This window comes from Micromonospora sp. NPDC048986 (assembly GCF_040649335.1).
In the GTDB taxonomy this organism is placed as follows: domain Bacteria; phylum Actinomycetota; class Actinomycetes; order Mycobacteriales; family Micromonosporaceae; genus Micromonospora; species Micromonospora alfalfae.
In genome coordinates this window covers 53,108-78,885 of the sequence record NZ_JBEZFJ010000013.1, presented here as the reverse complement: position 1 = coordinate 78,885, position 25,778 = coordinate 53,108, and the positions used below count along the sequence as shown (strand labels likewise).

Sequence of the window (25,778 nt, the reverse complement as noted above, 5' to 3'; positions counted from 1 at the left end):
CCCGGGGTGGGGCGGGTCAGGTGGTGAGGTCCGCGGTTGGCCGGGACGGGCCGTCACCGACCAGGCGGAAGGATTCAGTGCCGGCGGGTTCGACAAGCCCGTCCCGCACCAGCCCGGCGAGGGCGCGGGCGCGTTGCACGTCGTCGGTCCAGACCTGGTCCAACCGCTGGCGTGGGACCGGGCCGCTGCTGTCCCGGAGCACCCCGAGCAACAGACCACGGACCTGTCGGTCGGTGCCCGCGTACCGCTGGGGTCGGCGGGTCGGCCCGGCCGGCGCCTCCTGGCCGGACGCCCGCCAGGCGCAGACCGACTCGACGGGGCAGGCGGTGCAGCGCGGTGACCGGGCCGTGCAGATCACCGCGCCCAGTTCCATGAACGCGGCGCTGGCCAGTGCCGCCGCGGCCGGTTCCACCGGGAGCAGCTCTTCGGTGGCCACCAGGTCCGCTGGTCGGGTGACGGGCCCGGCGTCCGGTTCGCCGGCCACCGCCCGGCACACGACCCTGCGTACGTTGGTGTCGACGACCGGGTGCCGCTGCCCGTACGCGAAGGCGGCCACCGCCCGCGCCGTGTACGTGCCGACGCCGGGCAGGGCGAGCAGTTGCTCCAGCCGGTCCGGCACCTGGCCGCCATGCCGGTCGACGATCGCTACCGCGCATTCGCGCAGCCGGACCGCCCGACGGGGGTAGCCGAGGCGTCCCCACATCCGGATCGCCTCGGCTGGTGTGTCCGCCGCCAACGCGGCCGGCTCAGGCCAGCGGGCCAGCCACGCCTGCCAGGCCGGCACCACCCGGACCACTGGTGTCTGCTGGAGCATGACCTCGCTGACCAGGATGGCCCACGGGGTGACATCGGGCTCGCGCCACGGCAGGTCACGGGCGTGCTGCTGGAACCACCGGCTGACCAGGGAGGCGAAGTCGGGTTGAGTCATGGCGTCGTCGATGATGTCACGCCCGGTGTTCCCGTTGGGTGGGCGGCTCGGGCGGGGTGCCGCGTCCTCGTTCGGCGGACGGGGGAGAATGCGCGGATGAACGAGCTCGCGATCACCGTCATCGGTCGGGACCGGCCGGGCATCGTGGCCGACGTCGCGGAGGTGCTGGCCCGACTGGGCGCGAACCTCACCGACAGCACGATGACGCGGCTGCGGGGGCATTTCGCGATGACCCTCATCTGCACCGGTCCGGCCGCCGCCGAGGTCGAGGCCGCACTGGCGTCGCTGGCCGCCGAGGGGCAGCTGCTGGCAACGGTACGCGCGGTCACCCCGGACGGCGATGTTCCGCCGGTGGGTGAGCCGTACGTGATGGCTGTGCACGGTTCGGACCGGATGGGGATCGTCGCGGCGATGACGCGGGTGCTGGTGGATGCCGGGGGGAATGTCACCGACCTGAGTACCCGGTTGACCGGTGCGCTCTACGTGGTCCTGGCGGAGGTCGAGTTGCCGGCCGGTGTGGCGGACACCGTGCTCGATCGCCTGCACCGGACGGCAGCCGAGCTGGGCGTTGAGGTCACCCTCCGGCCGGCGGATCCGGATCTGTTGTGACCGGCGAGGAGCGCGGGCCGGACGTCGGCCTGGGGGACTGGACGCCGGAGTCGCTGGACGTGCCGGGGGAGGTGCGGGCGGTGGTGTCCGCCCCGCATCCGGTGCTGAGCCGGGCCGCGGACGAGGTCGACCCAACGGCGGAGGAGACGGTCCAACTCGCGGCCGATCTGATAGCCACGATGAGGGTTTCGCCGGGCTGCGTCGGGCTGGCCGCGCCGCAGGTAGGGGTGGGCGCTCGGGTCTTCGCCGTCGACGTGACCGGGCACCCGAAGGCGGTGACGGTGCACGGCACCTTCGTGTTGTGCAATGCGCGCGTGGTCGAGGCGACGCGGTGGAAGCCGGGCCGGGAGGGCTGCATGTCGGTGCCGGACCTGACCGGGGACGTGAAGCGGGCCAGCCGGCTGGTGGTGGAGGGTGACCTGCCGGGCAGCGGCGTGCCGGTCCGGCTGGTGACCGACGGCTTCGAGGCTCGGGCGTTGCAGCACGAGATCGACCACTGTGCGGGGCTACTCTTCCTGGACCGGGTGGCCGGTGCGCACGCGGTCTATCAGCGCAAGGTCTACCTGTGATCGGGTGCCAGACTGTCCTCAATGGACAGTGGTGCGGGCGCCTCGGAGTGGCTCCGGCGCGTCGCGCCGCACTGCCGGGTACGGCGCGGCTACGGTGGAGGGCATCATGCGTCTGACGGTCGGCCCCCTGCCACCCGCCGTGTACTGGCGGCGTCGCGCCGTCGTATTCGGAGCGGGCCTCCTTTTCCTGATTGTCCTGCTCTACTCCTGCACCGGTTCGGGCCGTTCCGGCGGGCAGCCGAAGGCGGGTGCGACACCGACGGCGACGTCCGCCGCGACGTCTGGTCCCGCTGGGCCGGTGCTGACTCCGCAGACCGGCGGTCCGTCGTCGTCCGCGTCCGCTGATTCGGGTGCGACGAGTCCGAGCCCGGCGATCACCAGCAACACGCCTCCGCTGGGCGCGGCCGCCGGTTCGGAGGACGACGACGACACCTGCACCGACGAGGAGATCAGCGTGGTGTCGGCGGCGAGCCCGACCGCACTGCAGCGGGGGGCGGTGGCCGAGCTGCAACTCAAGATCAAGAACACGTCGGACCGGACCTGCAGCCGCAACGTGGGCGCGGACCTGCAGGAGATCTTCATCAAGTCCGGTGCCGAGAAGATCTGGTCGTCGGACACCTGCGGCAAGGTCAAGGGCTCGGAAGTGCAGTCGTTCACGCCGAACTTCGAGCGCTCCTACCAGGTGCCGTGGAACGGGCGGGACACCAGCCGGTGTGACGGCGCATTGGCCGGCGGACCGTTCCCGCCGGTCGGGTCGTACCAGGTGTTCGCCCGGGTCGGCACGAAGTACAGCGAGCCGGTGAAGCTCACCATCACCGGCTGAGCGGGATCAGACGTAACGTTCCAGGATGGATGCCTCGGCGAGCCGGGACAACCCCTCCCGGACGCCACGAGCCCGGGCGTCACCGACCCCCTCGACGGCCTGCAGGTCTTCCACTGTCGCCCCGAGCAGCCGCTGGAGGCTGCCGAAGTGCAGCACCAGACGATCCACCACGGCCACCGGCAACCGGGGCACCTTGGCCAGCAGTCGGAAGCCGCGCGGGCTGACCGCGGCGTCGAGCGCGTCGGAGGCGGCCGGGTAGCCGATCGCCTTGGCCACCGACACCAGGTCGATCAGCTCGGTGGCGCCGAGCAGGTCCAGCTCGACGAGTGCCTCGTCCAGCGTGCGCGACTTGCGGCCGACGGGGAGGTAGTCCCGGATGACCAGAGTCCGGTCGGCGTCCACGCCGGCCATCAGCTCGTCGAGTTGCAGGGCGAGCAGACGGCCGTCGGTGCCCAGCTCCACCACGTAACCGGCGATCTCGTCGGCGATCCGGCGAACCATCTCCAGCCGCTGCACCACTGCCACCGCGTCCCGCACGGTGACCAGATCCTCGATCTCCAGGGCGGAGAGCGTGCCGGAGACCTCGTCCAGCCGGAGCTTGTAGCGCTCCAGGGTGGCGAGCGCCTGGTTGGCGCGAGAGAGGATGGCAGCCGAGTCGTCGAGCACATGCCGTTGGCCGTTGACGTAGAGGCTGATGATCCGCATGGACTGGCTGACCGAGATGACCGGATAGCCGGTCTGGCGGGCCACCCGCTCGGCGGTGCGGTGCCGGGTGCCGGACTCTTCGGTGGGGATGGACGGGTCGGGCATCAGGTGCACTGCCGCCCGGACGATCCTGGTGCCGTCGCTGGAGAGCACCACAGCGCCGTCCATCTTGCACAGCTCGCGCACGCGGGTGGCGGAGAACTCCACGTCCAGTGGGAAGCCGCCGGTGCAGAGGCCCTCGACCACCTTGTCGTAGCCGAGCACGATGAGCGCACCGGTGCGACCCCGCAGGATGCGCTCCAGGCCGTCGCGCAGGGCGGTGCCCGGGGCCATCAGGGCCAGATTGGCCCGTAGCGGATCTCCGGCGCTCCCGGCGGCCCCCGCAGTCACGCTCACGCTGATCGGGCGGGCGGGCGAGCCCACGGCGCCGGTGCGGGCCTGGGGCGGCGCGCCGGCTGGCTTGGTGGTATCGCGGTCGATCGGCACGGGCACAGTCTACGGACTGCCGTGCGGTGGGTGCTGTCGTGGTTACTGTGATGTGTCACGATGCCGCTCTTTCCAGCGTTTCCCGCTTGCGACGTGCTGTCCGGTTTCGCCGCTCTCGTCGGCACGGTGGGTCACTCGGCGGACGCGCGGGCCGCATGGTGCAGCGCCGAACGGACGTCGGTGACCTCGGTCACGCGCATCTGCTCGGGGCCCGCGCCGGTGCTGGCCGGGCCGCAGCCGGGCGGCACCAGGGCCACCTTGAACCCCAACCGGGCGGCCTCGGCCAGCCGGCGGGGCACCGCCCCGACCCGGCGCACCTCGCCGGTCAGCCCCACCTCACCGATCGCCACCAGGTGCGGCGCGATCGCCAGGTTGAGCCCTCCGGAGGCGACCGCCAGAGCGACCGCCAGGTCGGCGGCCGGCTCCACCACCCGGATCCCGCCCACTGTGGCGGCGAAGACCTCCCGGTCGTGCAGGGTCAGCCGCTCGGTGCGCCGTTGCAGCACCGCGAGCACCATCGCCAGCCGCGCCGAGTCGAGGCCGGAGACGGTGCGTCGGGGAGAACCCGCCACTGTCGCGCCGATCAGCGCCTGCACCTCGGTGACCAGGGCACGACGCCCCTCCATGGCCACCGTCACGCAGGTGCCCGGGACCGGTTCCGCGTAGCGGGTCAGGAACAGCCCGGACGGGTCAGCGAGGCTGCTGATGCCGCCCTCGTGCATCTCGAAGCAGCCGACCTCGTCGGCCGCGCCGAACCTGTTCTTCACGCCGCGCACCAGGCGCAGCGACGAGTGCTTGTCGCCCTCGAAGTGCAGCACCACATCGACCAGGTGCTCCAGCACCCGAGGCCCGGCCACCTGGCCGTCCTTGGTGACGTGCCCGACCAGCACCGTGGCGATGCCCCGCTCCTTGGCGACCGATACCAACGCGGCGGTGACCGCGCGGACCTGGGTCACCCCACCGGGCACCCCCTCGGTGCCGGTGGTCGAGATGGTCTGCACCGAGTCGAGCACCAGCAGGCCCGGCTTGACCGCGTCGAGGTGACCGAGCACCGAGGCGAGGTCACTCTCTGCTGCGAGATAGAGCTGCTCGTGCAGGGTGCCCATCCGCTCGGCGCGCAGGCGCACCTGACTGACCGACTCTTCGCCGCTGACCACCAGCGAGGGGCTACCGGCCCCGACCGCCCACTGCTGCGCCACATCGAGCAGGAGGGTCGACTTGCCCACGCCGGGCTCGCCGGCCAGCAACACCACGGCACCGGGGACCAGGCCGCCGCCGAGCACCCGGTCGAGCTCGCTCACCCCGGTGGGACGCGCGCGGGCCGGAGCGGCGCTGATGGTGGCGATCGGTCGGGCCGGCTCCGACGGCATCCGCGAGCTGACCACCCGACCGGAGACGGTCGGGCCGGTCACTGTGTTCTCGACGACCGCCCCCCACTCGCCGCACTCCGGGCAACGCCCCACCCACTTGGGCGGCTGGTGCCCGCAGGCGTCGCACTGGTAGGCCGGACGCGGGTCACGGGCGGCGGACCGACCACGGGCGGCACCGGCAGCGCCGCCCCGCGGCGGGGTCGATCGGGAGGTGGTCACATCAGGACGCTAGCCCTCGCGTACGACGAAAACACCCCGGCGTGGTGGTCACCACGCCGGGGCGTCTGTCGATGTGCGGGCCGGGTCACTCGTGGGTCGTGCCGCCCTCGTTGCCCTCGTAGCCGCCCTCGCGCTCGATGATCGGCGACGGAGGGGCCGCCGGGGTGAGCGGCACCGCGACCGGCGCCTGCCCGGTGACCGTGTTGCCGTTGCCGAAGTCGAAGGTCACGACGACGTTCTGCCCGGAGCGCAGCGCCTCGGTCAGGCCGATCAGCCGGAGCTGGGTGGTGGACTCGGAGTTGAACTGCACGTAGCTCAGCGGTGCCAGCTCGATCCGGGCCGGCTGGCCCGGGGCGGAGGGGCTGGCCGAACCGGACGCCCGCGCCGACTCCGGGGCGGACGGGGTGGCCGAGGACGATCCGGTCTCGGACGGTGTCACCGACGGGCTCGGCGATCCGGACGTCGAGTTCGACGGGCTGGCCGAACCGGACGGCGACGGGCTCATGGAGGCGGACTCCGAGGCGGACGGCGACGGGCTCGCCGAGCCGCCGCTGATCACCAGGTCGCGGGCGCTCTCCGTGGTGACGGTGACAGTGACCGTCTCCTTGGAGTCGTTGTAGATCACGGCGCCGAGCCCAGCGTCCTGCCCGGCCTTGTAGCCCTCGGCGCCCGGGTAGTCCACGAGCAGGCCCCGCACCGAGAACGAACCGTTGCTGGTGGTGAGGTTGACGCCCTGGACCGACGGCTCCTTCAACGCGGTCTCGGCGATCTGACCGGTGCCGCATCCGGAAGCCAGCAGACCGGCTGCCGCAATCCCGGACAGCAACAGGGCCGCCCGCCGGGATCCCCTGATCGAGCGCGTCACGTCGGTCCTCCTCGTCACAATCCCCACCCGGGCCGTACGCCGGGCACGGTGGCCATACCCGCGCAGACCGCGCTCCAGGGTAGTTGGGACTGATCGAGGCCCGCACGCGGACCCGGCAATGCCACCTGCCCGGGTGGCGTTCACACCACCCGACCGCTCGCCACCAGCAGAACCACGTCGATGAGGGCCACCAGCATCACGGCCCGGAAGGCCGCCACCGGCCGCCGGCCGGCCCGGGTCGCCGAACGCCCGGCGTACCAGCTCAGCGGCGGCACCACGGCGGCAGTGCCGACCGCCGCCCAGCCGATCGCCGACGGCGGCCCGGGTGGTCCGAGGACCAGGGTCGCGGTCGCCGCGAGGAGGAGACCCGCAGCGGCCACCCGGCTGCCGGCGGCGCCCAGCCGGTGGGGCAGGCCGCGCACGCCGGTGCGGGCGTCGTCGGCCAGGTCGGGCAGCACGTTGGCGAAGTGCGCCCCGGCGCCCAGGCAGGCTGCCGCCGTCACCAGCCAGGCCGGCGGGGCCGGCTGACCGGGCAGCGCCAGCACCACGAAGGCGGGCAGCGCGCCGAACGACACGGCGTAGGGCAGCACCGAGAACGCGGTGGCCTTGAGCGGCCAGTCGTAGAGCAGGGCGGAGACCAGGGCGAGCGTCAGCCAGAACGCCGCCACCGGGTTGGTGGTCAGCGCCAGCAGCGGGCAGGCCACCGCGGCCGCCGCGGCGGCCCAGGCGGTGACGCGTCGACCGACCGCGCCACTGGCGACCGGCTTGTCGGTACGCCCCACAGTGGCGTCCCGTTCGGCGTCCAGCGCGTCGTTGGTCCAGCCGACGGCGAGCTGGCTGGCCAGCACGGCGAGCACCACCGAGACGATTCCGGCCGGCCGGTGGCCCACTCCCCAGGCCAGCAGACCGGCCACCGTGGTCACCGCCGCGGCCGGTTCCGGATGGCTCGCTCTGACCAGCCCTAACACCCTCGACGACATAAGGGAAGTCTGGTCGTTACCGAGCAGTCGTGCCACGCTCGGTTCCATGCGAGACGTGGCTGCGGCCGGGGCGTCCACCGGTCCGAGGGTGCTGCCGCGAAACGATCCGCGTCAGTACGACGATCTGGCCGGTGAGTGGTGGCGGCCGGATGGCGCGTTCGCGATGCTGCACTGGCTGGCTGAGGCCCGTGCCGCGCTGGTCCCGCCGGCCACCCGTCCGGACGCGTTGCTTGTCGATCTGGGTTGCGGCGCCGGCCTGCTCGCGCCACACCTGGCCGGCAAGGGTTACCGCCACGTCGGGGTGGATCTGACCCGCTCGGCGCTCGTCCAGGCGGCCGAGCACGGGGTGCGGGTGGTTCAGGGCGATGCCACAGCGGTCCCGCTGCCTGACGGCTGCGCCGACGTGGTGTCGGCGGGTGAGTTGCTGGAGCACGTGCCGGCCTGGCCGCGCGCGGTGGCCGAAGCCTGTCGGCTGCTGCGCCCCGGTGGCGTGCTGGTGCTGGACACCCTCAACGACACGGCGCTGGCCCGGCTCGTCGCGGTCCGGATCGCCGAGCGGCTGCCGACGGTGCCCCGCGGCATCCACGACCCACTGCTCTTCGTGGACGATCGGGCGCTGGTGGCCGAGTGCGCGCGACACGGTGTCGACCTGAGTCTGCGGGGCATCCGTCCGCAGGTCGGCGGCATGCTCGCCTGGCTGTTGCGCCGCGCTCGCGCGAGCCGAACGGCCGCAGCGGTGCCCGCCGGCCGCGCGCCGCGCATCGTGCCGACCCGCTCCACCGCCGTGCTCTACCAGGGCCGGGGGGTCCGCAAAGGATAGTCCGGCCGTGGCGGGGTATGGAACGCCGAGGAGGAACGAGATGACGGTGCACGCGCTCGAGGCAGCACGCCGGTTGGCGCCGCGGTTCGCCGCGCGGGCGGCCGAGCACGACCGGGACGGTTCCTTCCCATTGGACGACTTCACCGACCTGCGCGAGGCCGGCCTGTTCGGGCTGATGGTGCCCCGGGCGCTCGGCGGTCTGGGCGCCACCTTCGCCGAGTACGCCGCGGTGGCCACTGAGCTTGCCCGGGGCAACGGTGCGACCGCCCTGGTGTTCAACATGCACGCCTCGGTCACCGGCGCGTTGGGCGCGGTCACCGAGGAGCTGGCCGAGGCGCTGGGCGTGCCCGACGAGGCGCTGGTCGCCCGCGACCGGCTGCTCAGCGCGGCGGCGCAGGGCTCCTGGTACGCGGTGGCGATGAGCGAGCGGGGCGCTGGCGCGCGGCTGTCCCAGCTGACCACCGCGTACGAGCCGATCGACGGGGGCTGGCATCTCAAGGGCAGCAAGACCTTCTGCTCCGGCGCCGGGCACGCGGACGGCTACCTGGTGGCGGCACGCAGCACGGCCGACCAGTCGGTGGTCTCACAGTTCCTGGTGCCGGCCGGCGACGGGCTGACCGTGGAGCGGACCTGGGACTCACTCGGCATGCGCGCCACCTCCTCCCACGACCTGCACCTGGACGTCACAGTGCCCGCCGACCGGCTGCTCGGTGGGGTGGAGGGGCTTGCGCTGGTGGTCGCCCAGCTGATGCCGCACTGGCTGGTGGCCAGCTACGCGGCCGTCTACGTGGGGGTCGCCCGTGCGGCGATCGACGCGGCGGCCGAGCACCTCAACGCCCGCAACCTGGCCGGTCTGCCGGCGGTGCGGGCCCGGCTGGGTCGGGCGGACGCGGCGACGGCCGCCGCTCAGCTGGTGGTGGCCGAGGCGGCCCGCCGGGTGGACGAGGCGCCCGGTGACGAGGAGACCAACCGTTGGGTGTGGCGGGCGAAGCTGCTCGCCGGCACCACTGCCGCCGAGGTGGCGGCGTCGGTCCTGGAGGCGGCCGGCACCTCGGCGACCCGCCGTGGACATCCGCTGGAGCGGCTCTACCGCGACGCCCGCTGCGGCTCGCTGCACCCGGCCACGTCGGACGTCTGCGCCGACTGGCTCGGCATCGCCGCGCTCGGCGGCGACCCGGATCGTGACGGATCGGCACCGCGTTGGTGAGCCCGCCGCACCGGGCTCGCACGGAGGAACGACCAGCCGAGGTGGCTGGTGGGACGGCCAGGGGGAGGACAGCATCTGACGAGAGGTGGGGATCGTGTTCGTACCAGTGATCGCGGGGCTCGGGACAGCGCAGCCGCCGTCCGCTTCGCAGGACGAGTTGTGGGAGGGCTTCTTCTCCCGGCACTTCTCCGGCACCACCCGGTCGTTGGCCCAGCGGATCTTCGCCAACTCGGGGGTGACCCGGCGGCAGGCCGCTGTCAATCCGCTGCTGGAGGACGTCTCGGACTGGCCGACCGAGCGCCGGATGCGTCGCTACCAGGTGGAGGCGCTGCCGCTGGGCAAGGAGGCGGTGGGTCGGGCGTTGACGGCGGCCGGGCTGAGCGCCGGCGACGTCGGGCTGTTCATCGTCTGCTCCTGCACCGGGTACGCCACCCCGGGGCTGGACATCCTGCTCGCCCGGGACCTGGGCATGGCCGCTGACACCCAGCGGATGTTCGTCGGTCACATGGGTTGTTACGCGGCGTTGCCGGGGCTCGGCGCGGCGAGTGACTTCGTCACCGCCCGGGGGCGACCGGCGCTGCTACTCTGCGCGGAGCTGACCAGCCTGCACATTCAACCGTCCAGCGCCCGGGTGGACACCCAGCAGATCGTCTCCCACGCGCTCTTCTCGGACGCCGCGGTCGCCGCGGTGGTCGTGCCGGGTGGCTCGGGGTACGCGGTGCGCGAGGTCACCGCCGTCACCGACACCTCGACCGCCGACCACATGACCTGGGACGTCACCGACGCCGGGTTCCGGATGGGCTTGTCGCCGAAGGTCCCGCAGGTGCTGTCGAGGCACGTCCGGGGGCTGGTCGACGATCTGTTGACCCGGCACGGCGTCACCAGCTCCGAGGTGGACGGTTGGGCGGTGCACCCGGGCGGGCCGCGGATCCTCAATGTGGTCGAGCGGGAGTTGGCGCTGCCCCCGCTGGGGCTGGCGGCGTCCCGGGCGACGCTGGACGAGCACGGCAACTGCTCGTCGCCGACAGTCCTGCTGATCCTGGACCGGTTGGGTCGGGCGACACCGGCGGCGCGGCGCATCGTCATGCTGGCCTTCGGCCCCGGCCTCACCCTGTACGCCGCCCTGCTCGATCGACAGGACTGAACCTCGCCGGCCCGGCCGGTACGCTCAGGGGGTGGATGCGACAGCGGACGGCCGGCTGCGCTCGGCGGTGCTGTTTGGTGCTGCGGCGGCCGTTCTGGTCGTCGGCGGCTGGTGGTGGCGTGCCGCCGCGCCAGCGTCGACGACGGGGACGGCTGTCCCTTCGGCGGTGGCGGTGCCATCGGTCGGGCCGAGCGTCAGCACCCCGGTGGAACGTCTCCTCGCGGCTGCGGAGCCTGACGAGCGGGTGACGCTACGGATGAACCCGAGCACCGGCGAGGTCGTCAGGGTGGAGAGCGGTTCGCGGGCGGTGATCGACCCGGCGACGGGCTCGATCAGCGACATCGAGGGTGATCCCGAGGTGCTGTTCCCCGCGGGTGACCTGCCGCCGTTCCGCGAGACGATCTGGCGAGAGCAGCGGGACCTCGCTCCCGGCCAGGCACTGACCCGGCAGGCCGGCAACGACGGTGGGCGTTACCTGCTCCAGTACCGGTGCACCCGCCCGGGCGCGATGGCGGTTACCAGCACCGGGGCCGAGATCGTCGGTCAGTCGCGCATCGACTGTGACGGCACGATCGCCAATGCCGAGGTGCTGCCCGGCAGCGGGCCGTTCCGGGTGTCGTTCTCGGCCGTCGACCGGCCCATCGACATTCAGGCGCAGCTCGTCGCGCTGCCGCTCTAGGCGCGGTGGGTCAGCCGGCCAGGACGCTCAGATCGTTCCGGTAGGTGTCGCTGGTGCCCAGCTCGGGCAGCACCCGCGTGACGAGGCCGGCCCGGTCGACGAGGAGGGCGGTCGCGGCGCCGGGGCGGGCCGGCTGGCCGAGGAACGAGCGCAGGCCTCCGGCGGGGTCGGCCAGGGCGCGAGCCTGCCTGTCGACGGTGGGCGTCGCCGGCGGCGTCCGCCCTCCGGTGACGGTGACCACGGAGACGCCGCCGGGCGCGGCTGCCAGGGCGTCGCCGACCCGGTCCGGGCAGGGGCAGCCGTCCAACAGAATGATCATGGCGGGTAGCAGGCCGCGCAGTGGCACGGGTGCGTCATCCGCGTCGACCAGGTCCAGTGCGGGCAGCGCCCGACCGACGAGGGTCGCGGGTGGCGACCAGGGGGCCGGGGTCGGCCGGTCGGCACCGCGGTTGGCGCGGGGCCAGGTGACCGCCAGCAGGCCGGCCAGCGTGGTGAGGACCGCCACCAGCAGGACCACCAGCGGCAGTCCCAGGGCCGGGTGACCGCCCGGGAGGCTGCCGGCCCGGCGCAGCTCACGGCGGATCTGAGTGGCCTCGGCGGCCAGCGCGGAGGCGTCGTCGGGAACCACCACGCGGCCCCATTCGGGCGGGAGGCCGGGCAGGCCGTCGGCTGGCCCGTGCCCCTCTGCGTCCGGCTTGCCCATCGGACCTCCTGGAAGCGTCTCGAGAGCTGAGTGCGGCTCGGTCTCCAGGGTCGCGCACCAGGGGCTCCTCCCGCTACATCTGGGCGAGGTCCTGCTGGCCGGGCTACCATGGGAGGAGCGCATAGCCCTTGATCTCGACGTTCTGTTCACCCGTACCGGGCAGTCATTTCCGCGTTACGGAGCGTGTTCGAACCATCGGTTTGACCGCCTGTCAAGCTGAAGCAAGACCTCTCACAGGGCCCCTGAGCTGCGCCAACGGTCAGGACATCGGTGAGACATCGGTGCCTGAGCGTGTTACCCTAGACACAGCGAAAGGGGTTTCGAACCTATGGTTTTCAGTGTCGGCGAGACCGTTGTTTACCCCCACCACGGGGCCGCACTCATCGAGGCAATCGAGACTCGGGTCATCAAGGGCGAGCCTAAGCAATACCTCGTCCTGAGGGTCGCGCAGGGTGACCTGACGGTCCGGGTGCCGGCCGAGAACGCCGAGATCGTGGGCGTCCGCGAGGTGGTCGGCGAAGAGGGCCTCGGTAAGGTCTTCGACGTTCTGCGGGCTCCGCACACCGAGGAGCCGACCAACTGGTCACGGCGTTACAAGGCCAATCTGGAAAAGCTGGCTTCCGGCAACCCGCTGAAGGTCGCCGAGGTCGTGCGTGACCTGTGGCGCCGGGAGCGGGAGCGGGGCCTCTCTGCGGGCGAGAAGCGGATGCTCGCCAAGGCCCGCGACATTCTCGTCGGCGAGGTCGCGCTGGCCGAGAAGAGCACCAAGGATGAGGCGGAGACGCTGCTCGACAAGGTCCTCACCGAGGCCTAGTCCGCACAGCATCGTCGTACCCACTTCGTAGTGAAGAAACCACCGAGGACCGCGACGTGACCGCGCAGCTCAATCCGCGCGGTGACGTCGCGGTCCTCGTGCCTGCGGCGGGTGCCGGCGTACGGCTCGGCCCCGGCCGACCCAAGGCGCTGCGCCTGCTCGCCGGTGAACCGCTGTTGGTGCACGCCGTGCGTCGACTGGCCGCCGCGCCGTCGGTGCACACCATCGTGGTGGCCGCGCCGGCCGCCGAGGTGCAGGCCGTCCGCGAGCTGTTGGCACCGGTGGCCCCGGTGATCGTGGTGCCTGGTGGTGCCGAACGGCAGGCGTCGGTGGCCGCGGCGCTGGCTGCGGTGCCTGCCGGCCCGACGATCGTCCTGGTGCACGATGCCGCCCGGGCGCTCACCCCACCTGAGCTGGTCGAATCCGTCGCGGCGGCGGTGCGTGGCGGGCGTGATGCGGTGATCCCGGTCCTGCCGGTCGTCGACACGATCAAGGAAGTCGGTGCCGACGAGGTGGTGCTCGGCACCGTCGACCGTTCCGCCCTGCGCGCTGTGCAGACCCCGCAGGGTTTCCGTCGGGCGGTGCTCAGCGCCGCCCACGCCGCCGCCGGTGACTCCCTCACCGACGACGCCGGGCTGGTCGAGAAGCAGGGCGTCGCGGTGAGTTGCGTGCCCGGCTCGGAGTACGCACTGAAAATCACTCGACCGTTCGACCTCGCTCTGGCCGAGCATCTGCTTGCCGCAGCCGATTGACGCGTACCCTCTGCTCATGATCGTTCCCCGGGTGGCCATCGGCACCGACGTGCACGCGTTCGAGCCGGGCCGGCCGTGCTGGGTGGCTGGGCTGCTCTGGCCCGACCAGGACGGCCTCGCCGGGCACTCGGACGCCGACGTGGCCGCGCACGCCGCCTGCAACGCGTTGCTCTCCGCCGCCGGTCTCGGTGATCTCGGTTCCGCCTTCGGAGTGGGCCAGCCGGAGTGGGCCGGCGCGTCCGGGGTGGCTCTGCTGACCGAGACGGCCCGTCGGGTGCGCGCCGCCGGTCTGGAGATCGGCAATGTGTCCGTGCAGGTCATCGGCAACCGCCCCAAGATCGGCCGGCGCCGGGCGGAGGCGCAGGAGGTCCTCTCCGCCGCTGTCGGTGCCCCGGTCACCGTCTCGGCGGCGACCACCGACGGGCTCGGCTTCGCCGGCCGCGAGGAAGGGTTGGCCGGGGTCGCGGTGGCCCTGGTGTACGACGCGTCGGCCGCCTAAGCTCGCCGCGATGTCCAGCGACCCCGCCCCCGACCAGTCCGCCGCCGACGGCTACGTCCAGCGGGCCCAACTCCTCGCCGAACTCGGCCGCTACGACGAGGCGGCCGGGGAACTGGCCTACGGGTTGGCCCTCCAGCCGGATGACGTCGACGCGCTCACCATGCTGGCCCGGGTGCACCTGGCCGCCGGCCGCCCGGCCGAGGCGCTCACCGCCGCCGACACGGCAGTGGCCGCCGCACCGGAGGCCCTGCCGCCGCTGACCGCCAGGGGCATGGCCCTGGCCGACCTGGAGCGCTACAGCGAGTCGGCCGCCACCGCCGATCGGATCCTCACCCTGGGCCCGGCCGACGCGTACGCCCAGCGGAGCGCGGCGGCGATCCTGGCCGGCGCCCGCAACGGTCAGCCGGCGCTGAACGCGGCCTGGCGCGGTGTCGAGTTGGCCCCGCAGGAGCCGCAGGCGCACCTGGTGCTCAGCCTGGTCGCCGCCCGCCTGAACCTGTTCGACCTGGCCGAGCGGGCCTACCGGGAGGCGCTGCGGCTCGACCCACGGATCGGCGAGGCCGGCCACGACGTGGGCGTCATGCGGCTGGAGCAGCGCCGCTGGTCGGAGGCGTTGGAGCACGTCGCGGAGGCGGTGACGGTCAGCCCGAGCCGGATCGACTCGCCACGGACCCTCGCGTACGGGCTGCACCGCCTGGTGCTCTACGGCGCGGGGTGGTCGCTGGTCGCGGCGGTGCTGGTCGCGTTCGCGGCGTCGGCGAGCGACGGGTTCTCCCGCGTCCTGGCGGTGCTCGCCGCCCTCACCGGCGGGATCGTCGTCTGGCAGCTCGCGGCTCGGCTGCCCGGGCTGACCCGGACCGTGCTGCCCGCCCTGCTGCACTCGGACCGGGCGATGGCCCTGGCCGTCTACGCCGTTGCCGCCGCGCCGCTGCTGCTGCTGGTGTACGCCGTGGTCGGCTCCCCGTGGCCCCTGGTGCTGGCCATCGCGGTCACCGCGGTAGCCGAGTTCGCGGTCTTCACCCGAACGGCGATCCGCTAACCACCAGGCGTCGGGCCGCGCCCGCCAGCATGATCAATAAGCGTCGTTCAGCTCGACCGGTGAAACCCCCAACGGCGACTAGGCAGAACGCGCCCAGGTCCAGGCGTACCCCTCGTCTTCGCAGGAGCTGGCGGCGTCGCAGAGATCCAGCGGGCGGAAGGTGTCGACCATGACGGCCAGCTCGTCGAAGTAGTCCGCGCCGATGGAACGCTCGGCGGCACCCGGCTGGGGGCCGTGGGTGAAACCGGACGGGTGCAGGGAGATCGAGCCCTGCTCGATGCCGGAGCCGCGCCGCGCCTCGTAGTTGCCGCCGGTGTAGAAGAGCATCTCGTCGGAGTCGACGTTGTGGTGGTTGTACGGCACCGGGATCGACTGCGGGTGGTAGTCGACCTTGCGCGGCACGAACGAGCAGATGACGAAGTTGGGCCCCTGGAAGGTCTGGTGCACCGGCGGGGGCTGGTGGATGCGGCCGGTGATCGGCTCGAAGTCGTGGATGGAGAACGCCCACGGGTAGAGGTGCCCGTCCCAGCCGACCACGTCGAACGGGTGGTGGGCGTAGACGTAGCGGGTCCAGCCGCGCCGGTGCCGGACCAGCACCTCGATTTCATCGCCGTCGACCAGCAGCGGGGCGTCGGGGCCGCGCACGTCCCGCTCGCAGTACGGCGAGTGCTCCAGGAACTGGCCGCGCACGGAGAGGTAGCGCTTGGGCGGGCCGATGTGCCCGGACGCCTCGACGGCGAGCAGCCGGACGGGCTGGTCGCCGAAGGGCACCAGCCGGTGGATGGTCGAGGTGGGGATGACGACGTAGTCGCCGGCGACCGCGTCCAGCACGCCGAACGGAGACTCGACCCGCAGGGTGCCCGACTCGACGTAGAGGCAGTGGTCCCCGGTGGCGTCGCGGAACAGCGGTGAGGGTCGGTCGGCGACGACGTAACCGATCCGCACGTCGTCGTTGGCGAGCAGGTACTGCCGGCCGAGAATGGGGTCGGAACCGCCGGTGTCCAGTTTGTGGGTGCGCAGGTGGCGGGGCTTGAGCGGCAGGTTCGGTGCCCGGGTGAAGGCGGGCGGGGTGAACTCGTCGGCGGCCAGGATCGCGGTGGGCGCGTGCCGGTGGTAGAGCAGGGACGAGTCGGAGGAGAAGCCCTCCTGGCCCATCAGCTCCTCGGCGTAGAGGCTGCCGTCGGGCTGCCGGAACTGGGTGTGGCGCTTGCGCGGCACCTCGCCGACGCTGCGGTAGTACGGCATCTCGCCTCCCGATATTTCCCGTTCACCGGCCGAAGGCGTCCGATAATCGGACGCTGTTGTCCGTTCCTCGTAGCGTCCCGTACATTCTTGTTCCGTGTCAACGCAGGTGCCAGCACTCCTCCACGGCCTGGTGGACGACGCCGCCGTCTTCCCGCCGGGCAGCGCCGCGCTGCACGACGCACTGGTCGCCCACCGCCAACACCGCGCCGCCTGGTACGCCGACCTGGTCGGCCCACTGCTGGTCCCCGCCTCGGACGTGGGCGCCGGTGAGCTGAGCGGTCTCGTCGACCCGGGCGAGGGCCTGGTGGTCGGGGTGATCGGCGACACCGGGGTCGGGAACCTGCCGCTCGCGCTGTCGTTTCTCGCCCCCGACGGCGTCACCGCGCGTCAGGTCGAGGTGGCGGTTGCCAAGCGCGGCGAGGACCCGTTGCCCGGCATCGCCGAGTTGCTGCGCCTGACCGACGCGCTACCGGGCGTGGAAACCGTCTACGCCGAACTGCCGCTGACCTTCGGACTGATGGGCGCACTGGACGCGCTCGTCGCCGCACGGGCCGACGGGGTGCCGATCGCGGCCAAGTTCCGCACCGGCGGCCTGGCCGCCGAACTCTTCCCCACCCCGACCGAGCTGGCCACTGTGATCTGTGCCTGCCGGGACCGGGGCCTGCCGTTCAAGCTCACCGCCGGACTGCACCAGGCGATCCGACACCTGGACCCGGAGACCGGGTTCACCCACCACGGCTACGCCAACGTACTGGCCGCGACACTGGCCGCCGCCGACGGCGACGGTGTGCGCTCAGTCGCCGAACTGCTCACAGTGGTCGACCCGCGCCCACTGGTGGAGCGCACGACGGCACGGCTGGACGGGCCTCGCCCCCTGTGGGTGGGCTTCGGCTCGTGCAGCATCCTGGAACCACTGACCGATCTGATCCGGCTTGGGCTGGTGAACGGGGGCTACGACGCATGACCTGGGTGACCGGCGCCGACGGTTCGCCGTACGGGGTGACGAACCTGCCGTACGGGGTGTTCCGGCAGAACGGGGGCCCGTCGCGGATCGGCGTACGGATCGGGTCGTGGGTCTTCGACCTCGCGGCGGCCGAGGCCGCCGAGCTGGTGCTGGCCGCCGGCACGCTGTGCCGGCCCGTGCTCAACGACTTCATGGCCCTGGGGCGTCCGCAGTGGACGGCGGCACGGCAGCGGATCGCCGAGCTGCTGACCGACCCGGCGCACCGGGAGGCGGTGGAGCCGCTGCTGGTGCCCCTCGACGACGTGGAGTTGCTGCTCCCCATCGAGGTGGCCGACTACGTTGACTTCTACTCATCCGAGCACCACGCGTCGAACGTCGGGCAGATCTTCCGCCCCGGTCAGCCGCCGCTGCTGCCCAACTGGAAGCACCTGCCGATCGGCTACCACGGGCGGGCCGGCACCGTGGTCGTCTCCGGCACGCCGGTGACCCGGCCGACCGGGCAGCGGGCCTCCGCCGAGGGTCCGGTCACCGGCCCATCGGTACGCCTCGACATCGAGGCCGAGGTCGGCTTCGTGGTGGGCGTACCCAGCGCGCTGGGTGACCGGGTTTCCGTAGACGACTTCGCCGAGCACGTCTTCGGGGTGGTGCTGGTCAACGACTGGTCGGCCCGGGACATCCAGGCCTGGGAGTACCAGCCGCTCGGCCCGTTCCTCGGCAAGTCGTTCGCCACCTCGGTCTCGGCCTGGGTGACGCCGCTGGACGCCCTCGCCGACGCCTTCGTGCCGGCCCCCGACCAGGACCCGCCGGTGGTGGACTACCTGCGGGACGTGCCGCACCTGGGCCTGGACCTGCGCCTGGCTGTCGAGTGGAACGGCGAGCGGGTCAGCGAGCCCCCGTTCGCCACCATGTACTGGACGCCCGCGCAGCAGTTGGCGCACCTCACCGTCAACGGGGCTTCGCTGCGCACCGGCGACCTGTACGCCTCCGGGACCGTCTCCGGCCCGGACCGGGGACAGGTCGGGTCCTTCCTGGAACTGACCTGGGGTGGGGCCGAGCCGGTCACTGTGGGCGGCGAGAGCCGTACCTTCCTCGACGACGGCGACACGGTGACCATCACCGCCACCGCGCCCGGCCCGGACGGCACCACCATCGCCCTCGGTGAGGTGTCCGGCACTGTTCGTCCGGCCCGTTGAAGCCGGGGCGACGGCCCAGTACGTCAGCGGCTTCCACTGCCGAGTCGGATTACCGCGCCCGCTCCGGAGCGCTCTGACCATCTGGTCTTCGAGTCGTCTCGTTCACGGGACTCTTGATCGCACAGCGGGTGCGATCAAGAGCCCTCGTTGCGCCGTTGGTCACGCGGATCAAGTCGTCCCACACGGGCCGGGCCCACGCCCGGCCACAGCGGTGGGGCAATCCCGACGCACACGGAGGTAACGACGATGCACGATCTTGCGGGCGCGGTCTGGCGTACCAGCAGCCGCTCAAACGACCAGGGGCTCTGCGTGGAGGTGGCGGACAACCTGGTCGACGTCCATGGTCTGGTCGGAGTCCGCGACTCCAAGGACCAGGCCGGTCCCACACTCGCGGTCAGCCCGCCGGGGTGGACAGCGTTCATCGGCGCCATTCGGGCCGGTCGCTTCGAGCGCTGACCGGCACTTCGGCGCCGGTCGACGACGACCGGTGCCGAAGCGACCGCCCAATCGGACAGCGTGGCCCCCGGGTGGTGGAAATTCCGCTCCGGGGGCCCCGTCCGACCCTCACTCCGCGTACCGTCGGGGACACGGGAGGGTGGCATGTCGACGGTGGCGATTACCGGAATCATCGAGGCGCACGCTGTCGACGTCTGGCGTCTGCTGACCGACCTGCCCGGCCGCGCCGCCCGGTTGACCGCAGCCGGCCCGATCGAAGTGCTCACCCCGGGTTCGTTCGGGCCGGGCACCTCCTGGCGCGAGGAACGGGTCCAGCCGGGCGGCGGCACGTTGACCGAGGAGTTCCTGGTGGTCGAGGCGCTCGCACCGCAGCGACTGGTGCTCTGTTCCTCCGGCACCGGCGCCGACTACCGCATCACCTGGAGCCTGCGGCCGGTCCGCCGCCGCCGTCGGGGCTGCACCGCGATCACCGTCACCCACGAGGCGGTGCCGACCGCTCCGTACGGTCGGGTGGTGGCACTGTTGCTCGGCGGGCTCGCCGCGCGGGCGGTCGAGGCGGCGCTCTGGCGTGATCTCGCCGACCTTGCCGTGGCGGCCGGTGCCACCGGGTCCGTCGAAGCCGCCTGAGCGCCAGGCCGTCAGCCCTCGCCGTGACCTGAACGGGGTCCGGCCCCCTCCGCTGGGTAGGGTGCCGGGCGGAGGTGCGGCATGAGGTTCCCGAGAGGCCGGCGACGGCTCGCGATCGTGGTCGCGGCGCTGCTCGCGACGGCAGCCGTCGCGGTCATCGTCCACCGGGTCCTCGCACCGGCTGAGGTGAGCACTGTGGCACGGGCCGACTATCCGGCTCCGGCCCGACCGGCCCCGGGAGTGATCGGTCGGTTGCCGGTCGCCCCGTTGATCGTCGACGGACGACTGCGGGTGTACGCCGCACACCGCCAGGTCTATGCCGACCGGCCGGTCGACGGGCGGTACCGGACCTCGCCGTTCTGGTCGTACCGGAGGTGGCCGGCGGAGCTGACCGGGGTGGTGGCCAGCGGTCGTACCGTCGTCAGCCGTTGGTCCGACGGTCGGGTGGTGGCGCTCGACGCGTCCACCGGTCGGGTGCTGTGGCGCGCTGACGGCCCGGTGCCGGCCAAGGCCGACGTGGTGGTGCGACGGACCGGGGCGGCCACCGTCTGGGATCCGCGTGGGCTCTACCGCGCCGCCCTGCCGGACGGCCGGATGCTGCTGGTGGTGACCGGCGACCGCGAGGCGCGTGGATTCGGTCTGGCTGAGGGTCGGGAACTGTGGCGGGTCGAGTTGCCCGGTGCCTGTCGCAGTGACGTCGGTACGACACTCACCGGCCAGTTGATCGGCCTGGACACCTGCGCCGGGCCGGCCGCTGTCGAGTTCCGGGACGCGGCCACCGGCACGCTCCGGTCGCGTTGGCGGCCGGTGGAGGCCCCGGACGCGTTGGTGGTGACTCCGCTCGGTTGTCGTACCGGCCGCTCGGACTGCTCCGGCCTGCGGACCGCCGGGCCGGGTGACGCGGGTGGCCGGGGCTGGTTGGTGGGTGTGGGTGAGCCCGCCCCCGCCACCGCTCTGGACCCGGCCGACGCGACTCTGGTCGACGAACAGGCGGTGACGGTGCTCGACGGGACTGTAGTGGGCCGTTCGGCCCGGACCGGCACCGAGCGGTGGCGCGTCGGTGGCCTCGGACCGGCGGCGCGGGTACTCGCCGTTCAGCCCGGCCGCCTGCACCTGCTCACCGAGGAGAACGACCTGGTCACGCTGAACCCGGTTAGCGGTGCGCAGCTGTCCCGCTTCCGGCTGAACGTCGGCTCGGACGGCACCGGCTGGGCACCCGGGGCGGTGGCCGCCGAAGATGGCTACGTGGCGGTGGAACGACTCCGGCGACCGGTCGACCCGGATGCCGATGACCAGCGGTACTTCCTGTCGTCCGAACCGGTGATCCTGGCCGTGAGCTGAGGCGGGGAACCCGCAATCACGGTTCTGGCTCACGTTCGGCGATAGGGTCCCCTCAACATCACTGTGGGTGATCCGGGGGAAACCGACATGCTGCACCGACGACTGCTCGCGATCCCGCTCGCCGGCCGGCTGGGCCTGGTCGCGCTCGTTGTCCTCGCGGCTGCGCTCCTCGCGCCGGGCGCCCCGAAGGCCGCCGGCCAGCCGTCCGGCACTGTGGCGGTGGCACCGAGCGCGGGCACGGGAGTGACGTTCGAGGTGCGTCCGGCGCCGACCACGGCCCCGCCCACCCAGCCGCCGACGGCACGACCCACCGAGACCGCCCGACCGCAGCCACCGACCCGCTCACCGCAGCACGGCGGCGAGTTGCCGGTCACCGGTGTGGGGTCATCGGTTGTCATCCTGGTCCTGCTGGGATCGGCGCTTGTGGTCGGCGGGGTTCTACTGCGGCGGCGACGGTCGGCTGGTTAGGTTAAAACGGACAAAAAGCACGATACATCCTTCAGACTGCTAGTCGGCGGACAGCAGACTGAAGGGCTGAGCCTCAATGCGGTTTCTCCGACGAACGGCGGCCATTGCCGCCGCCCTGCTCGTGCTGCTCGGTGGTCTGGTGGTCCTGCCCGCGCAGCCCGCCTCGGCGGCTCTGGTCCGCCCGTTCACCCCGCGCTTCCAGGAGAGTGAGCGCGGGGACATCATCTTCGCCGGCAACACCCTGGTGACCTGTTCGACGCCGTCCGGCCCGTGTGCCACCGCGCAGACCGGCACCAGCGCCAACAACAACGACTTCACCGCCCGCTACGTCGACGTGGACACCGTCGCCGCGACGACCAACTCCAGCAGCGCCACCCTGACCGTGCCGACCGGAGCCACAGTGCTCTGGGCTGGCCTCTGGTGGATGGGCAGCGCCGCGAGCGGTGACCCCGGTCGCCAGAGCATCCGGCTCGCTCCTCCCGGTCAGTCGTACGCCACTCTCCAGGGGCAGGTCGGCACCGGCAAGGTGGCCACCAACGGTGGGGTCGCGTACTCGGCGTTCGCCGAGGTGACGTCGCTCGTCACCGGCAGCGGTAGCTACACGGTCGGCGGCCTCACCACCACGTTGGGCGCCAACGCGCGCGGCGGGTGGGCCCTGGTCGCCGCGATCCGCGACCCCGCCCAGCCGCTTCGCAACCTGGCGGTCTTCGACGGGTACGCCGAGATCAGTTCCGCCGCGGCCGACTCCCGGGTGACAACCACCATCTCCGGCTTCCGTACCCCCAGCTCAGGTGCGGTGACGGCGCGCATCGGGGCGATCGCCTCGGAGGGGGACGCCGGGCTGACCGGGGACGGGATCTCGTTCAACGGTGTCGCGTTGAACGACGCCCTGAACCCGGCGACCAACTTCTTCAACAGCTCGATCACCCGGCTCGGCTCCCGGGTGACGGCGAAGAACCCGAACTACGTCAACCAACTCGGCTTCGACATCGACTACCTGGCGGCGCCGGCCGGCTCGATCGGCAACGCGCAGACCTCCGCCACCGTCGCGTTCAGCACCGGTGGCGAGTCGTACGAGCCGATGGCGCTCTTCACCGCGATCGACATCCTGGAGCCGGACGTCATCGCCACCAAGACGGTCGGCCGGGTGGGCGGCGGAAGCCGCGTCGAACCCGGCGACCAACTCGAGTACACCGTCGCGGTCACCTCCAGCGGCAACGAGAACGCCACCACGGTGCAGCTCGCCGACGCGATTCCGCCGGTCAGCACGTACGTGCCGGGGTCAGTGAGCGTCAACGGTGTCAGCCGTACCGATGCGGCTGGTGACGACCAGGCCAGCTACGTCGCGGCAAGCAACCGGCTGCTGGTGAACCTGGGCACCGGGGCGACGGCTGCGGCGGGCGGCACACTTGTCACCGGCGCGGTGAGCACTGTGCGTTTCCGCGCCCGGGTGGTGGATTCGCCGGCACCCGGTGCGACAGTGGCCAACCAGGCGAGCATCAGCTACGGATCACCGACGTCGAGCACCACCTACACGGATCTCACCGACGATCCGGCGGCGGCCGGGGTGGGGGATCCCACCCGGACCGACATCAACGACAGCCCTCAGGCGCAGGCGGTCCAGGTCGGCACGGCCGAGGACACCGTTCTCACCTTCGCCCTGCGTGACTACGTGGTGGAGCCGGACGGGGACGAGGTCACCTTCGCCGTCACGCCGACGCCGACCGCGCAGGGAACGTTGACCTGCGCGGCCTCCGGCGCATGCAGCTACGTCCCGGCACCGAACGTCAACGGGCCGGTGAGCTTCAGCTACACCGTCTCCGACCCGTCCGGGCGGTCCGCCTCGGCGGCCGGCACCATCACCGTCACCGCCGTCAACGATCGGCCGGTGGCGGTGGCCGACCTGGCGACGACGGCAGGCGCGACACCAGTGGCGGTGGAGGTGCTCGCCAACGACACCGATGTGGACGGCGACGCGCTCTCCGTCGTGCCGGCGACCGGCGCCACGGGTCACGGCAGCTTCGTGTGCGGCCCCGTTCGGTGCACGTACACGGCGGGAGCGGGCTTCGCCGGCGAGGACACCTTCGAGTACTCGGTCCGGGACCCGGGTGACGGTCGGGCCACCGGGCGGGTCACGGTGGTGGTCAGTCCGGCGGCGGGTTCCGGCCTCTCGATAAGTGCGCCGGAGACGGCGGCACTGCCCACGGTCCGGGTGGGCACTCCGAGCGCCAACGGGGAGCTTGGCGCCGTCATGGTCACCGACGATCGCGGCGCGCAGTCCGGCAGTTGGACGGCGACGGTCTCGATCACCAGCTTCACGAACGCCGGCGGTGGGGTGGTGCCGGGCGCTTCGGTGACGTACTCCTCAGGTCCTGCGGTGCAGAGCATCGGCACCGGGACGTTCCTGCCGCAGCCGGGTGCGGCTCTGGGGGCCTCGCAGATCGCGGCACGCTGGACCGGAGGCACCGGCCCGAACGAGGTGACGTGGAATCCGAGCCTCAGCGTGACGTTGGATCCGTCGCTCGTGGTGGGCGAGTACCAGGCGACGATCGTGCATTCGGTCGCGTAAGAGGTACTTAGAGCGCAAAATCACACAATCTGGACAAAGAGCCATAAAGTAGACGTGTGGCTGATGTGGCCGCCGCCAACCGGCGTTACCCGAACTGGAAGTGAGGAAGTCTGTGCGCTCTCTTCGTATGGCGGCCTGCGCCGCCGTAGCCGCTGGGGCGGGCCTCGCGCTGGCCACCCCCGCGGTCGCCGCGCCGACCGACAGCACCGTCGTCACGTTCAACGTGGTCGGTGCCGGCCTCGACATCACCGCTCCCGAGACGGCCAGCCTCGGCAGTGGTCTGCCCGGCGCGGTCCTCAGCGGCTCCATCGGCACCGTGCGGGTGACCGACCAGCGTGGTGCTCCCGACGCGTCGTGGACCGCCACCGTCACCTCCACCCACTTCGAGACCGGTGGCGGCAGCCCCAGCGAGCGGATCCTCGCCAGCCAGATCGACTACTGGTCCGGCCCGGGTGCGGAGCAGCAGGGCAACGGCACCTTCACCCCCGGCCAGCTCACCTCGGCCGACGCCGAGCCGTTGGACACCGTCAACCCGCTCGTCGCCTTCACCCACACCGGCGGCACCGGCACCAACAGCGTGGCCTGGTCGCCGACGCTCAACGTCAACGTTCCCGCGTCGGCGATCGTCGGCACCTACACCGGGACGGTGACACATTCGGTGGCCTGACCGGCTCGGGCCTCGTCTGGCGGTGGCGGCGCTGGCCGCGCTGCTCACCGCCACCCCGGCTGCCCCGGCACCCGCCGGGGCGGCCGCGCCCGATCCGGAGCGGGACAGGATCGGCATCCAACTGCTGGAAGCGCCTGTCGATCGGCGGGCGGACCCGCGCGCCCACACGTACATCATCGACCACCTCGCTCCGGGCAGCACGATCAGCCGCCAGATCAGGGTGGTGAACCGCTCCGACAGCCGGTACCGCCTGGAGCTGTACCCGGCCTCCGCGACCGTCGACGGCGGACAGTTCCGGTTCGGCGAGGGCCGCAGCGCCAACGAGCTGTCCTCCTGGACATCGCTGGACCGTTCCACCATCACCCTCGGAGCCGGCGACGAGTCCGAGTTGACCGCGACGATCAGGGTGCCGAAGAAGGCACCGGCCGGCGAGCGGTACGCGGTGATCTGGGCGGCCGTCACCTCCGAGCCCAAGGACGGCGGCAACGTCACCCAGGTGCACCGGGTGGGCATTCGGGTCTACCTCGACGTCGGCGCGGGCGGAGAGCCGCCGTCCAGCTTCGCCATCGGCGCATTCACCGCCGGTCGGACCGCCGAGGGGCAGGCCACCCTGGCCGTCGCCGTCCGCAACACCGGTGGCCGGGCGCTGGACCTGACCGGCACGCTCTCGCTGGCCGAGGGGCCGGCGGGCGTACGGGCCGGCCCGTTCGACGTTGTCGACGGGACCACCCTGGGCCCGGCGCAGTCCGGGTCGGTCACCATCGCGCTGCCTCCGAAACTGCCCAACGGCCCGTGGCGGGCGGACCTGACTTTGACCAGCGGGCTGGTCAAGGAAACCGCGAGCGCCACCATCACCTTCCCCGACCCGGGCGAGCCGGCCAGCACCTTCGGCCTCGACGACCTGTCGATGATCGTCGGCGCTTCGCTCGTCGTCGGCCTGGTGCTCCTGGTCGGCCTGCTGCTCGTGGTGCGCCGCCGCCGGCAGGCGCCGCTGCGAGCACCCCGGCTGAGCTGAGCCGGAAGTTCCACCCGGTCCG

27 protein-coding genes are annotated in these 25,778 nt (G+C 72.3%); 20 read left to right on the top strand and 7 right to left on the bottom strand.

The genetic code is table 11. The features are described from left to right. Positions 1-16 precede the first annotated feature (16 nt). Positions 17-928 carry an A/G-specific adenine glycosylase gene (locus AB0B94_RS24770; RefSeq protein ID WP_357284839.1) on the bottom strand — a complete coding sequence of 304 codons (912 nt, stop codon included), beginning with the start codon at positions 926-928 and terminating at the stop codon, positions 17-19. A gap of 96 nt (positions 929-1,024) precedes the next feature. On the opposite strand from AB0B94_RS24770, the gene AB0B94_RS24765 reads away from it, so the two are divergent. The 3 genes from AB0B94_RS24765 (at position 1,025) to AB0B94_RS24755 (ending at position 2,929) form a co-directional block, all read left to right on the top strand. Next, entirely contained in the window at positions 1,025-1,537 is a 513-nt protein-coding gene (locus AB0B94_RS24765) for an ACT domain-containing protein (protein WP_238687013.1), read from the top strand. After that, complete coding sequence (locus AB0B94_RS24760) at positions 1,534-2,106, top strand: peptide deformylase (protein ID WP_357284835.1); 573 nt, start codon at positions 1,534-1,536, stop codon at positions 2,104-2,106. Before AB0B94_RS24765 ends, AB0B94_RS24760 begins: the two co-directional genes overlap by 4 nt. A gap of 106 nt (positions 2,107-2,212) precedes the next feature. Continuing rightward, positions 2,213-2,929, top strand: a complete 717-nt coding sequence (locus tag AB0B94_RS24755; RefSeq protein ID WP_357284832.1) for a hypothetical protein — start codon at positions 2,213-2,215, stop codon at positions 2,927-2,929. A 6-nt stretch (positions 2,930-2,935) separates the two neighbouring features. On the opposite strand, the gene disA is transcribed toward AB0B94_RS24755, so the two are convergent. From disA to AB0B94_RS24735, 4 genes are all read right to left on the bottom strand, one after another. Next, entirely contained in the window at positions 2,936-4,120 is a 1,185-nt protein-coding gene (gene disA, locus AB0B94_RS24750; protein WP_030327921.1) for a DNA integrity scanning diadenylate cyclase DisA, read from the bottom strand. A gap of 131 nt (positions 4,121-4,251) precedes the next feature. Continuing rightward, entirely contained in the window at positions 4,252-5,709 is a 1,458-nt protein-coding gene (gene radA, locus AB0B94_RS24745) for a DNA repair protein RadA (RefSeq protein WP_357284826.1), read from the bottom strand. Between the two features lie 85 nt (positions 5,710-5,794). Beyond that, complete coding sequence (locus tag AB0B94_RS24740) at positions 5,795-6,574, bottom strand: hypothetical protein (RefSeq protein WP_357284823.1); 780 nt, start codon at positions 6,572-6,574, stop codon at positions 5,795-5,797. 140 nt (positions 6,575-6,714) lie between these two features. After that, a complete protein-coding gene (locus AB0B94_RS24735) occupies positions 6,715-7,602 on the bottom strand; it encodes a UbiA family prenyltransferase (protein WP_357284820.1) in 888 nt (295 codons plus the stop codon). Here AB0B94_RS24735 and AB0B94_RS24730 point away from each other — a divergent pair. The 4 genes from AB0B94_RS24730 (at position 7,601) to AB0B94_RS24715 (ending at position 11,404) form a co-directional block, all read left to right on the top strand. Further along, a complete protein-coding gene (locus AB0B94_RS24730) occupies positions 7,601-8,374 on the top strand; it encodes a methyltransferase domain-containing protein (RefSeq protein ID WP_357284815.1) in 774 nt (257 codons plus the stop codon). The two genes, AB0B94_RS24735 and AB0B94_RS24730, sit on opposite strands and share 2 nt — an antisense overlap. A gap of 40 nt (positions 8,375-8,414) precedes the next feature. Further along, positions 8,415-9,581 carry an acyl-CoA dehydrogenase family protein gene (locus AB0B94_RS24725; RefSeq protein ID WP_357284812.1) on the top strand — a complete coding sequence of 389 codons (1,167 nt, stop codon included), beginning with the start codon at positions 8,415-8,417 and terminating at the stop codon, positions 9,579-9,581. Between the two features lie 94 nt (positions 9,582-9,675). Next, positions 9,676-10,725, top strand: coding sequence for a 3-oxoacyl-[acyl-carrier-protein] synthase III C-terminal domain-containing protein (locus AB0B94_RS24720; RefSeq protein WP_357284809.1), 1,050 nt, complete (start codon positions 9,676-9,678; stop codon positions 10,723-10,725). A gap of 31 nt (positions 10,726-10,756) precedes the next feature. Next, positions 10,757-11,404, top strand: coding sequence for a hypothetical protein (locus AB0B94_RS24715; protein ID WP_357284806.1), 648 nt, complete (start codon positions 10,757-10,759; stop codon positions 11,402-11,404). Between the two features lie 10 nt (positions 11,405-11,414). On the opposite strand, the gene AB0B94_RS24710 is transcribed toward AB0B94_RS24715, so the two are convergent. Further along, the gene (locus AB0B94_RS24710) at positions 11,415-12,107 is read right to left on the bottom strand and encodes a hypothetical protein (RefSeq protein WP_357284800.1); all 693 of its coding nucleotides are present in this window, start codon (positions 12,105-12,107) and stop codon (positions 11,415-11,417) included. A 328-nt stretch (positions 12,108-12,435) separates the two neighbouring features. Between AB0B94_RS24710 and AB0B94_RS24705 the strand changes: the two genes are divergently transcribed. The 4 genes from AB0B94_RS24705 to AB0B94_RS24690 are packed head-to-tail and all read left to right on the top strand — an operon-like array spanning position 12,436 to position 15,211. Continuing rightward, complete coding sequence (locus tag AB0B94_RS24705; protein ID WP_007073334.1) at positions 12,436-12,921, top strand: CarD family transcriptional regulator; 486 nt, start codon at positions 12,436-12,438, stop codon at positions 12,919-12,921. 56 nt (positions 12,922-12,977) lie between these two features. After that, the gene (gene ispD / locus AB0B94_RS24700) at positions 12,978-13,673 is read left to right on the top strand and encodes a 2-C-methyl-D-erythritol 4-phosphate cytidylyltransferase (protein WP_238667190.1); all 696 of its coding nucleotides are present in this window, start codon (positions 12,978-12,980) and stop codon (positions 13,671-13,673) included. Positions 13,674-13,689: 16 nt separating this feature from the next. Further along, entirely contained in the window at positions 13,690-14,172 is a 483-nt protein-coding gene (ispF, locus tag AB0B94_RS24695) for a 2-C-methyl-D-erythritol 2,4-cyclodiphosphate synthase (protein WP_238667189.1), read from the top strand. A 10-nt stretch (positions 14,173-14,182) separates the two neighbouring features. Then, positions 14,183-15,211: a tetratricopeptide repeat protein gene (locus AB0B94_RS24690; protein ID WP_357284794.1), complete on the top strand. Its 1,029-nt coding sequence runs from the start codon at positions 14,183-14,185 to the stop codon at positions 15,209-15,211. Between the two features lie 78 nt (positions 15,212-15,289). Here AB0B94_RS24690 and AB0B94_RS24685 read toward each other — a convergent pair whose 3' ends face one another. Beyond that, complete coding sequence (locus tag AB0B94_RS24685) at positions 15,290-16,456, bottom strand: homogentisate 1,2-dioxygenase domain-containing protein (protein WP_357284790.1); 1,167 nt, start codon at positions 16,454-16,456, stop codon at positions 15,290-15,292. Between the two features lie 94 nt (positions 16,457-16,550). Between AB0B94_RS24685 and AB0B94_RS24680 the strand changes: the two genes are divergently transcribed. The 9 genes from AB0B94_RS24680 to AB0B94_RS24640 all read left to right on the top strand — a co-directional run bounded on the left by AB0B94_RS24680 (position 16,551) and on the right by AB0B94_RS24640 (position 25,756). Further along, positions 16,551-17,420, top strand: coding sequence for a hypothetical protein (locus AB0B94_RS24680; RefSeq protein ID WP_357284785.1), 870 nt, complete (start codon positions 16,551-16,553; stop codon positions 17,418-17,420). After that, on the top strand, positions 17,417-18,613 hold the full coding sequence (gene fahA / locus AB0B94_RS24675; protein ID WP_357284781.1) for a fumarylacetoacetase: 1,197 nt from the start codon (positions 17,417-17,419) through the stop codon (positions 18,611-18,613). The genes AB0B94_RS24680 and fahA overlap by 4 nt, the downstream gene beginning before the upstream one ends. A 246-nt stretch (positions 18,614-18,859) precedes the next feature. Next, the gene (locus tag AB0B94_RS24670) at positions 18,860-19,069 is read left to right on the top strand and encodes a DUF397 domain-containing protein (RefSeq protein WP_030327888.1); all 210 of its coding nucleotides are present in this window, start codon (positions 18,860-18,862) and stop codon (positions 19,067-19,069) included. Positions 19,070-19,213: 144 nt separating this feature from the next. Continuing rightward, the gene (locus tag AB0B94_RS24665; protein WP_091403139.1) at positions 19,214-19,696 is read left to right on the top strand and encodes an SRPBCC family protein; all 483 of its coding nucleotides are present in this window, start codon (positions 19,214-19,216) and stop codon (positions 19,694-19,696) included. Positions 19,697-19,777: 81 nt separating this feature from the next. Continuing rightward, entirely contained in the window at positions 19,778-21,037 is a 1,260-nt protein-coding gene (locus AB0B94_RS24660) for a PQQ-binding-like beta-propeller repeat protein (RefSeq protein WP_357284776.1), read from the top strand. An 87-nt stretch (positions 21,038-21,124) separates the two neighbouring features. After that, on the top strand, positions 21,125-21,505 hold the full coding sequence (locus AB0B94_RS24655; RefSeq protein WP_357284772.1) for an LPXTG cell wall anchor domain-containing protein: 381 nt from the start codon (positions 21,125-21,127) through the stop codon (positions 21,503-21,505). A gap of 76 nt (positions 21,506-21,581) precedes the next feature. Further along, positions 21,582-24,074, top strand: a complete 2,493-nt coding sequence (locus tag AB0B94_RS24650) for an Ig-like domain-containing protein (protein ID WP_357284768.1) — start codon at positions 21,582-21,584, stop codon at positions 24,072-24,074. A 112-nt stretch (positions 24,075-24,186) separates the two neighbouring features. Further along, the gene (locus tag AB0B94_RS24645) at positions 24,187-24,741 is read left to right on the top strand and encodes a hypothetical protein (RefSeq protein ID WP_357284764.1); all 555 of its coding nucleotides are present in this window, start codon (positions 24,187-24,189) and stop codon (positions 24,739-24,741) included. A 22-nt stretch (positions 24,742-24,763) separates the two neighbouring features. Continuing rightward, positions 24,764-25,756 carry a hypothetical protein gene (locus AB0B94_RS24640; RefSeq protein WP_357284761.1) on the top strand — a complete coding sequence of 331 codons (993 nt, stop codon included), beginning with the start codon at positions 24,764-24,766 and terminating at the stop codon, positions 25,754-25,756. The last annotated feature ends 22 nt before the right edge of the window (positions 25,757-25,778 follow it).

Coding starts and splice junctions, on each gene's coding strand:
- AB0B94_RS24725 (WP_357284812.1), top strand. CDS start 8,415: ATGACGGTGCACGCGCTCGAGGCAGCACGCCGGTTGGCGCCGCGGTTC.
- AB0B94_RS24730 (WP_357284815.1), top strand. CDS start 7,601: ATGCGAGACGTGGCTGCGGCCGGGGCGTCCACCGGTCCGAGGGTGCTG.
- AB0B94_RS24705 (WP_007073334.1), top strand. CDS start 12,436: ATGGTTTTCAGTGTCGGCGAGACCGTTGTTTACCCCCACCACGGGGCC.
- AB0B94_RS24735 (WP_357284820.1), bottom strand. CDS start 7,602: ATGGAACCGAGCGTGGCACGACTGCTCGGTAACGACCAGACTTCCCTT.
- AB0B94_RS24690 (WP_357284794.1), top strand. CDS start 14,183: ATGTCCAGCGACCCCGCCCCCGACCAGTCCGCCGCCGACGGCTACGTC.
- AB0B94_RS24655 (WP_357284772.1), top strand. CDS start 21,125: ATGCTGCACCGACGACTGCTCGCGATCCCGCTCGCCGGCCGGCTGGGC.
- AB0B94_RS24755 (WP_357284832.1), top strand. CDS start 2,213: ATGCGTCTGACGGTCGGCCCCCTGCCACCCGCCGTGTACTGGCGGCGT.
- AB0B94_RS24665 (WP_091403139.1), top strand. CDS start 19,214: ATGTCGACGGTGGCGATTACCGGAATCATCGAGGCGCACGCTGTCGAC.
- fahA (WP_357284781.1), top strand. CDS start 17,417: ATGACCTGGGTGACCGGCGCCGACGGTTCGCCGTACGGGGTGACGAAC.
- ispF (WP_238667189.1), top strand. CDS start 13,690: ATGATCGTTCCCCGGGTGGCCATCGGCACCGACGTGCACGCGTTCGAG.
- AB0B94_RS24650 (WP_357284768.1), top strand. CDS start 21,582: ATGCGGTTTCTCCGACGAACGGCGGCCATTGCCGCCGCCCTGCTCGTG.
- AB0B94_RS24670 (WP_030327888.1), top strand. CDS start 18,860: ATGCACGATCTTGCGGGCGCGGTCTGGCGTACCAGCAGCCGCTCAAAC.
- AB0B94_RS24685 (WP_357284790.1), bottom strand. CDS start 16,456: ATGCCGTACTACCGCAGCGTCGGCGAGGTGCCGCGCAAGCGCCACACC.
- AB0B94_RS24660 (WP_357284776.1), top strand. CDS start 19,778: ATGAGGTTCCCGAGAGGCCGGCGACGGCTCGCGATCGTGGTCGCGGCG.
- AB0B94_RS24770 (WP_357284839.1), bottom strand. CDS start 928: ATGACTCAACCCGACTTCGCCTCCCTGGTCAGCCGGTGGTTCCAGCAG.
- AB0B94_RS24710 (WP_357284800.1), bottom strand. CDS start 12,107: ATGGGCAAGCCGGACGCAGAGGGGCACGGGCCAGCCGACGGCCTGCCC.
- AB0B94_RS24765 (WP_238687013.1), top strand. CDS start 1,025: ATGAACGAGCTCGCGATCACCGTCATCGGTCGGGACCGGCCGGGCATC.